The 8509-nt window shown below is 51.2% G+C and carries 8 protein-coding genes and 2 pseudogenes; 8 read left to right on the top strand and 2 right to left on the bottom strand.

Features of this window, described 5'->3' with window-relative positions; translation table 11 throughout:
- Positions 1-678 precede the first annotated feature (678 nt).
- The 3 genes from MYY08_RS10300 to MYY08_RS10290 all read left to right on the top strand — a co-directional run bounded on the left by MYY08_RS10300 (position 679) and on the right by MYY08_RS10290 (position 3500).
- Positions 679-2478: a carbon starvation CstA family protein gene (locus MYY08_RS10300; protein ID WP_084971079.1), complete on the top strand. Its 1800-nt coding sequence runs from the start codon at positions 679-681 to the stop codon at positions 2476-2478.
- Between the two features lie 224 nt (positions 2479-2702).
- Positions 2703-2951 carry a regulatory protein YcgZ gene (gene ycgZ, locus MYY08_RS10295; RefSeq protein WP_038629904.1) on the top strand — a complete coding sequence of 83 codons (249 nt, stop codon included), beginning with the start codon at positions 2703-2705 and terminating at the stop codon, positions 2949-2951.
- A gap of 237 nt (positions 2952-3188) precedes the next feature.
- Positions 3189-3500: a hypothetical protein gene (locus tag MYY08_RS10290; protein ID WP_084971077.1), complete on the top strand. Its 312-nt coding sequence runs from the start codon at positions 3189-3191 to the stop codon at positions 3498-3500.
- 161 nt (positions 3501-3661) lie between these two features.
- Here the strand turns inward: MYY08_RS10290 and sugE are convergent, their stop codons facing one another.
- Entirely contained in the window at positions 3662-3976 is a 315-nt protein-coding gene (gene sugE, locus MYY08_RS10285) for a quaternary ammonium compound efflux SMR transporter SugE (protein ID WP_084971075.1), read from the bottom strand.
- Positions 3977-4296: 320 nt separating this feature from the next.
- Between sugE and MYY08_RS10280 the strand changes: the two genes are divergently transcribed.
- Positions 4297-5256 (top strand): UV damage endonuclease UvsE, encoded by a 960-nt coding sequence (locus MYY08_RS10280; RefSeq protein ID WP_038624623.1) that lies wholly within the window; start codon positions 4297-4299, stop codon positions 5254-5256.
- A 148-nt stretch (positions 5257-5404) separates the two neighbouring features.
- On the opposite strand, the gene MYY08_RS10275 is transcribed toward MYY08_RS10280, so the two are convergent.
- The gene (locus tag MYY08_RS10275) at positions 5405-5761 is read right to left on the bottom strand and encodes a KPN_00521 family repetitive protein (protein ID WP_038624625.1); all 357 of its coding nucleotides are present in this window, start codon (positions 5759-5761) and stop codon (positions 5405-5407) included.
- 397 nt (positions 5762-6158) lie between these two features.
- On the opposite strand from MYY08_RS10275, the gene MYY08_RS10270 reads away from it, so the two are divergent.
- The 4 genes and pseudogenes from MYY08_RS10270 (at position 6159) to MYY08_RS10260 (ending at position 8185) form a co-directional block, all read left to right on the top strand.
- Positions 6159-6314 (top strand): hypothetical protein, encoded by a 156-nt coding sequence (locus tag MYY08_RS10270; RefSeq protein ID WP_156462410.1) that lies wholly within the window; start codon positions 6159-6161, stop codon positions 6312-6314.
- A gap of 448 nt (positions 6315-6762) precedes the next feature.
- A pseudogene (locus tag MYY08_RS19260) lies at positions 6763-7146 on the top strand (DUF8093 domain-containing protein); the annotation flags it as partial.
- Between the two features lie 95 nt (positions 7147-7241).
- Positions 7242-7440 (top strand): annotated as a pseudogene (locus tag MYY08_RS19255) (DUF6883 domain-containing protein); the annotation flags it as partial.
- A gap of 448 nt (positions 7441-7888) precedes the next feature.
- Positions 7889-8185, top strand: coding sequence for a DUF6966 domain-containing protein (locus MYY08_RS10260; RefSeq protein ID WP_288014002.1), 297 nt, complete (start codon positions 7889-7891; stop codon positions 8183-8185).
- Positions 8186-8509 lie beyond the last annotated feature (324 nt).

The raw sequence follows: 8509 nt of genomic DNA, 5'->3' as shown, positions 1-8509 counted from the left end.
GCGCTATTTTCTGGAAGTTCACCGCTGCTGATGCCGCGCTTAAAAACAACCGCAGCGAGAAAAAGTAAATAATGATCTACATCATTTCTACATTTTTCACATATATCCGGCTTGATTGATCTGGCGCAATTTATGGCATTTCACGCTCTGGCAAGTTATTGCGAGAAGAGGCGCAAGCCTGGCAATAAGGGAGAGTCGTCATGTCAATGAAATTGGGTTTAGCCGGCGTGCTGCTGGTATGGCTGGTTTATGTAGGCTGGATGGCGAGTTACTACAGCCATACCTTTAGCCTGTTTACACACTAAACGGCATGTTGCCGACTCGCGCTCGTTTATCTACTGTTGCGCAGAAACGGGCGGAGCACGGCAACAGATAGCCTTTAATTTTTTCTCTGTGTTTTATCGTCTCGCCTGCATCCTGCATCCTGCATCCTGCATCCTGCATTCTGCATTCTGCGGTACAGATTGTTTCCCGACGGCGTCAAAACGTCCCCTGAAAGATAAGCCTCTGCCTGAATATCATCTGCGCCGTCCGCCGTTTATCCCTCATGCTGACCGCCGCTTAATGCCGTTTTCCGACCGCTTAGCGCGCCATAGCGCCGCTGACGCGCTTTGTCGCCGCTGGTAAGCGTGCGTCGTGACAGGATAGCCCCGATTCTTTTTATCTCTGGAGTGAGCTATGTCACACGCACTGACGTTTGTTATCGCGACGCTGAGTATCCTCGCTATCTGCTATCGCCTTTATGGGGTATTTTTCGTCCGTAAAGTGCTGAACGCCGATGACAGCGAGGTTACGCCGTCGCATCAGTTGGAAGACGGCAAGGATTACGTGCCGACGAAAAAATGGGTGAACTTCGGCAGCCATTTCGCCGCTATCGCCGCCGCCGGGCCGCTGGTAGGACCGGTGCTGGCCGCGCAGTACGGCTATCTTCCCAGCTTCCTCTGGCTGTTGATCGGCTGCGTAATCGGCGGGGCGGTGCACGATACCGTGGTGCTGTTCGCCTCGATGAAGCATCAGGGGAAATCACTCTCTGAAGTAGCGAAGTCGGAGCTGGGACCGGTTGCTGGCTGGTGCACCGGCCTGGCGATGCTGTTTATCATCACCATTACCATGGCAGGTCTGTCGATGGTGGTGGTGCATGCGCTGGAGCGCAACCCATGGGGCACCTTTGCGGTCTTTATGACTATTCCGGTGGCGATTGGCGTTGGGCTGTGGGAGCGCGTTACCGGCAGTATGCGCGGCGCGACCTGGGTTGGTATCCTGGTGATTTTCGGCTGCGTTATCGCGGGCCCCTATATTCAGGATTCCGCGTTCGGCGCCTGGCTTAGCCTGAAAGCCTCCACCGTCAGCATGCTGCTGCCTTTTTACGCCTTCTTCGCTACCGCTCTGCCGGTATGGATGCTGCTGACGCCGCGCGGCTATCTCTCCAGCTTTATGAAAATCGGCGTGTTTGGCGCGCTGGTTATCGGCGTGGTGTTTATCAACCCGGAAATCCAGTTTCCGGCTGTGACGCAGTTTATCCACGGCAACGGGCCGGTGCTGGCTGGTCCGGTCTGGCCGTTTATCTCGATTACCATCGCCTGCGGCGCGATCTCCGGTTTCCACGCCTTTATCGGCTCCGGCACCACGCCGAAACAGATCGATAAGTGGAACGATATCCTGCCGGTCGCCTTCGGCGCTATGCTGGCAGAGTGCGTGGTGGGCGTCATGGCGCTGATTGCCGCTACCGCACTGCATCCGGCGGATTATTTCGCGATCAACTCGACGCCGGAGGTGTTTGCCGGCTTAGGCATGAATGTGGTGCATCTGCCGCAGCTCAGCGAAGCGATTGGACTCGACCTTTACGGGCGCACCGGCGGCGCGGTAACGCTGGCGGTCGGCATGGCGGATATCTTCACCCGCATCCCCTGGTTCAGCCATCTGGCTTCCTACTTTTTCCAGTTTGTGGTGATGTTTGAAGCGGTGTTTATTCTGACCGCCGTCGATTCCGGCACCCGCGTGGCGCGCTACCTGTTACAGGATTTTCTGGGCGATATCTGGGCGCCGCTGAAGCGCACCAACTGGATGCCGGGCGCGATCGGTTGTAGCATCGTCGCCTGTCTGCTGTGGGGATATCTGCTGAACTCCGGCGATATTAACTCGGTCTGGGCGCTGTTTGGCGTATCCAATCAGCTGATGGCCTCCATTGGCCTGATGATCGGCGCCACCATTATTCTGCGTATGGGACAGAAGCGCAGATATATGCTGACCTGCCTGATTCCGCTGGCTTATCTCTACGTTACGGTTAACTACGCCGCTTGGTGGATGGTGAAAAACGTCTATTTCAACGCCGAGGCAAAAGGCTATAACCTGTTTAACGGCACCATCTCGATCATTATGGTGGCGCTGGGCGTGGTCATCATGATCGCCTCCATTCAGCGTTGGATACAGCTGTGGCGCGCGCGATCGCAGGCGGCGCCCGTCGAAGCGCTCTCCTGAATCTTCTGTTAAGGCCGGTTAATCCGGCCTTTTTTATTGATAGCGTCTGGCAGGAAACTGAGCTGAAAGCGAACTCTGGGTAGAAGGCCGGATCGCCTGATTTCCTGAAAGTGACGCAAAATTAACAAAATGATCAAAAAAACCTGTACAGCTTTTAGGTTTTTGTATAGTTTAGCCACCAGACCGTTAGCCTGTTTTTTAATCTGACCATGAGGGCGCCGATGATGCAGCAGCAACGATGGACACCTGAGACTGGGCATAATCTTGCGCAGTCATGCACGATGGCAGAGAGTTCGCTTCCAACCCAGCAGGAGACGCTGGGACAAATTGTGGAAGAAATTTTACGTGCCGGTCAAACGGTAAATCGTAAAGCGATCTGTTCAAAGCTGGTGGCGCGACTGGATGGCGCCACGGGAACGGAAATGGAAAAACATTATTATGGCCTGCTGGCGTTAGCGCTGGGCCGCGAGTAAATCATATTCTGCTATGCATGCCGCGCTCAGCCGCCTGCCGTTATATCGCAACGTTATTTTGCTATGTCTGTTTGCAGTAAACCTCTCCTGATTTTGGCGTCGCTGTTGCCTCGCAGAACAGTCGCCGCCCGAAAAACGCCTGGTCTTTCCGCAGCGTCGTGGCGTCGTCTTCTATAAAAGAAGCGACGTTGCTCTGCCGAAAAGCCAGTTTTCGTTATCATCAGCACAGGAGAGAAATTGGATAAAGAAGAGTTAAAAAATATGCATGTGGCCCTGGGCGAAGCGGTAATGTCCATTCTGGACAACCGGGGTGCTTTAAATAATCACTCGATTCTTGAGCGATTACAGCAGCTTGCCGAAGCAGAGACGGATGAAGAAAAAATCATGTCTTACTGGCAGGCGAAAAAAGCATTCCGACACATTCCGCAGTCAGTGGCAGGGCACCGTCTGAAAGACGTCAACAGCACTGACAGCAAAACGGCCAGGATGCCTCAGAACCGCTTTGGGTTCAGACGAACCCGCAGTGACGATCGTGAGGACGCTGACTGAGTAAACAGACCGGCAGAATGACTGTAACGCTACAGCATTCTGCCGGTTTTTTATGGCCGCCGTTCAGTGAACCGACATTTTAGAAAAGCCGTTGACGATCACAACGTCGATAGCCATAGCATCAATGGCTTAATGCCGCCCGCCGGGCCTCAGCGCAGGACTCAGGAAGCGAGCTTCATCAGCACCAGCCCTGCAACGATCAGTACGGCCGCGGCGATGCGCATCGGCGTCGCCGGTTCGCCAAGAAAAAGCAGCCCGGCGACAAACGCGCCGACGGCACCGATGCCGGTCCAGAGAGTATAGGCGGTGCCCAGCGGCAGCGATTTCATCGACACCGCCAGCAGCGCGAAGCTGACGATCATTGCCGCGATAGTGATCACGGAAGGTCCGAGGCGAGTGAAGCCCTGCGACTGCTTCATGGCGAAAGACCAGACCACTTCGAATAAGCCTGCAACGGTTAACAAGATCCAGGCCATGCTGGCTCTCCTTCTGTTAAGAGCCGGGCCGTCCCGGACTTGAGTGAAATGAAACCGGGGTCGTCCCCGGTTCGAACGTATTGTGAGAGATCGCGACTCAAAACGCCAGAATGGCGCGCTTAGCCGATCTGATTTTTTCTGCCCGCCTGTGGCGCGATGAGGATTTGCAACAGGCTTATGCAGAGCAGGACCGCCAGCAGCCAGTTGCCCAGCGACAGCGTCCGCTTTCTTTAAACCGCAACCCACGCGTTACCATCCCCTTTTTACCCAACTTTGTTAATAGTGATTAGACTTAAGGGATGTATCTGACAGGAGTGATTATGAAACTTGGTTTCGCTTGTAAATTTCTTAACCCGGAGTCGCTACAGCTTTTCCCTTTTAAATCGCCCACCCGTAAGCGCTTCCTGGGACTGAATCAACAAGACCGAGTGAAGCTGGTTTATGAATACTCCACCATTAACCTGACCAACCTGCTGGCGATCTTTCAGCAGCTGGCGCAGCTGCCCGACGAACTACGCATGATGCGCATCGGCAGCGATCTGCTGCCGCTCTATACCGTGCCGGAAGCGTTGCCGCTTTATCAGGATTTTCTACCCGACCTGGCGGCGCTGTTTGTCCAATGCGGCGAGATGGCGCGCACGAACAACATCCGTCTCTCTTTTCATCCCGGCCAGTATTCGGTGCTGGCGTCGGATAACCCGGACGTGGTGACGAGGGCGCTTGAGGATGTGGAGTATCACGCGCTGTGCGCCAAAATGATGGGCTACGGGAAAACCTTCCAGGATTTTAAAATCAACGTGCATATGAACGGCAGGGGAGGCTTCGACGGTTTCAAAACCGCCTTTAGCAGGCTTAGCCCGGAAGCCCAAAATATGCTGACGGTAGAGAACGATGAGATCTCCTGCTCGCTTGATGATGTACTCCAGGCCAGAGCTCTCTGTCCCATCGTACTGGATATCCATCACCATTGGGTGAAGGAGAATGCGTTTATTCAGCCGGACGATGCGCGCATCGAACTTATTAAAGAATCCTGGCGCGGCGTCCGGCCCGTTCTGCACTATTCCATTTCCCAGGAAGGGCTGATTCCCGAACAGGGTTTTCCCGATCAGCAAACGCTGGGCCTGGCCAAATCAAAGCTACGGGCGCACTCCGATTTCTATTTCAACGACACGCTTAATGACTGGGCGTTATCATTCGATGCGTTCGATATTATGTGTGAGGTGAAGATGAAAAATCTCGCCAGAGACAGGCTGTATGAATATCAGCGGCTGAAAGGGTAAGGTTGTTAACTGTCCGTAACCTAAAGCAAGAGCAATGTTGTACAGTGGCGGCCAGCGGGCTTCGGGATGCAGGCCCGTCCAGGCACCCGCTGAATTCCACCCATAAAAAAGGCCGCTAAAGCGGCCTTTGTCCGGGTAAAGCGTTACCTTATTCGGTGACTTTGTTTTTAAGGTCGCTGGCGCCTTCTTTGGTCTTATTCCAGCCTTTCTCAGTGCCTTCTTTCGTGGCGTCCCAGCCTTTTTCGGTACCTTCTTTGGTTTTGTGCCATGCCTTCTGCGTGCCTTCGCTGGCGCGGCTGCTCAGGTTGTGGCTTTTACCTTCGGCGGCATGCTCAGATTTAAGCTTCAGCTCCTCGCCCTGATTCTGGGTTTGATGCAGTTTTTCTTTCGCGGTGTTCGCCCCTTCATGCGCGGTGGCGACAGTGTCATCGGTAGCGTGTGTAGTTGCAGCAAAAACAGGAGAAGCCAGCAGCAGTGCAGACAGTGCGATGATTGATTTTTTCATATATCCCTCTTTAAACGTTATCAACCTCAACAGTGTAGTTAAGAATGGCACGGCCGTTGGGCATCTGCCTTAGGAATATGCCGTAAAGTGACGGGAAAGGCCGAAGCGGCTGTCGTTGTTATCAGCATGGCAGGGAAGGCGATAAGTGGGCTGGGCATCGGTGTCTGCAGGCTTCCTGAGGTTTGATGTAATCGCGTCCTGACAGGCCGAGCCTTAATCATTAAGCAAAAATTCGGATATCGCCATAAGGCAATAAAACCACTGCTTTCAGCAATATCCCGTAGTTTTAAACTGTCTCGATAAGGGAGCGCACCTGATAAAAAAGCTATGCATAACTCAAATAGCAAAATATTGTGCTATAGATCACACTCCTTCTACAGCGAACCGGGGAATGAGTATGAGTCTGGCATTAGAGCAAGATTTACTTGTGGGCGCGGTATTGGTTGAGATTCTTCGGCAGCATCCAGAAATTAAGCTGAACAGCGAATTTGTGGATGCTGTAGTGGTGATGAGTGAAAGGCTGTGCGAAATCTTCCCACTTGAAACTGAGTAAACCCGCTGAGGGGCGCTCAGGCGGTGAAACGGGGAGGTATCCAGGAAAAATGATAAAAGAAAGATGGAAAATTGACAGTTTGGTTAGTTAGACAGAGTAAGCCCGCTTTGGCGGGCTTTTTTTGTCAAACTTAAACACCTCCTGGGAGGCGGCGATCTTTCTTATGGGGCTTTGGCCATAGAATGCTCGTGCTGAATACTGCCTCGGTTTGTTACCAGCAAATCAGGGAGTAAATAGCATGAGCAGATGTAAATCCGCTTCCCACGTATTCTATCGCTGTCAGTATCATCTCGTATCACAAGCTTTAGGGTAATCACTTCTGGCAAAGTGGCACAGGGTGCGTCAATCTTTGATCTGATAACGCTCAACGGCCACAGAAATGTGGCCTATATTGTCCTTTCAAAAAAGGTGTGTAATTGTATGGTTTTTCATCATAGGGAAATGATGTATGAGCTATGGTCTACCTGGAACGGATCTTTACTACCTGCCGCGCGATAATCTTGAACCTGAGAAATTTGAGTTAATCATGAGTCCATCTCATGCCTGGTCGCGCATTGACAGTGAGTACGTTTTTGATGACAACTGGTCATCGGGTTTTCAGCTGGTTAATATGCAGCGCCGCGCTTTTAACGGTTATACAAATCAGCTGCCGCCACACGGGCCACGCGAGCGGGAAAAACTGAAAAGCATGGTATATGGCGGCCAGGTGGTAATGCTCGAAAGGTTCAGCACTTCGGCAGGCAAATTGTTTTATATCAATGATGACGGCGAACTGATTTGTCGCGATCCGCTGGCCTTCAGATTTAGCGGTGCGCAACGGGTTATTGACGCGTATAAAAATACCGTGGCGCGATGCGACTATAGCCGCACAGGAGGCAAACCACGGCCGACGCCGTTGCCGGTGCAGTCGACAGCGCAGCAGCCCGCCTCACGACTATCAACAGCAAAATGGCGGGCCGCCTGTTGGCCGCTGGTGGTATCTATAACGGCAATGTTGAAGGCTTCCGGCAGACGGCAGAGCAGCTCGGTGGCGATGCGCCAGCGGGCTACGATCAGGTCATGAATAATAAAGGTCTTTTAATTGCTGGGACGTCAGTAGTTGCGGGCTTGGGCATGGGGAGATTAGGTGTCGCAAAAGAAATATCCGAACTAAAAAACCTACATATCTTAGGAAAAGTTGAAGGCGAATATTCTATATTAAGACCCGGTCCATTGCCTAATGATATAGCTGAGACCTTTTCTGGTGGAGTATACAAAGAAATTTCTTTATCAACGGATACGATTTTCTATCGAGGCGGTGTCGATGGGAGGCCGCTGGGCCAGTTTTTCGGATATGAACAACCTCTGGGTGTACTCCAGACCCGCGTTGATAAAGCAGTATTGCCAAAATGGCCTAATGGTAGCGCCTCACCACTTAATAGTTATTATGAGATTCAGATCCCCGCAGGAACAAGAGTCTATGTGGGTGAAGTAGGCTACCAGTCATCTCTTTACTCTGGGGGTACGGAGCAAGTTGTCGTGCCTACGCCGTGGAAAATACCCGGAGTTAAAATAATTAGCAATGGAAATATAAAATGAAAAATGAAATAAAAAAAACTGTAATCGCGATTACTAATATATTGTCCTCAAATAATGAGGGTTCATGGGCGGAAATATTCGAAAAGTTAAGTCGTGAACTCGATGTTGATTGTGAATCATCCATTCTGTCATTGAAAGGTCTATATGGCGGGATGGGATCGTTTAACGATATTATTCTTCATGAAAATGGAACTCCATTAATCCGAGAAAATGATGAGTTAGATGATTTGAGACATGCTCTCTATAACCAACTGACGCAGGCTATTGACGCTCTAAATAATGGTAAATATTGAGGGTAATGCTGGTTGAATTGGTAGAAACTTAAATAGAATCATTACAATAAAGTGAAGTCGAGTTATAGGCTGAAAAGTGTTATGTAATCAAAAATGAGTTAAAAAATGTTGACTTTGCATAGAACTGGCACTCACACTTCAAATAGTGGAGTAAAGTACCCAAATCATACTAACACTCAAAATCCTGACTCTCGGCGGGATCTTATTTCCGCCGATACCCAGTACCTTAGCGAATACCCCTGCTGGACCGTCTCGGCGCATTTCTTTATGAAATAAGTGAAAATCGATAACTTTTTTTGTGAGTATTATCGATATTTATTGGAA

This window comes from Mixta sp. (genome assembly GCF_024610815.1).
Taxonomy (GTDB): Bacteria; Pseudomonadota; Gammaproteobacteria; order Enterobacterales; family Enterobacteriaceae; genus Mixta; species Mixta calida.
This window is presented reverse-complemented; position numbering and strand designations above follow the sequence as displayed.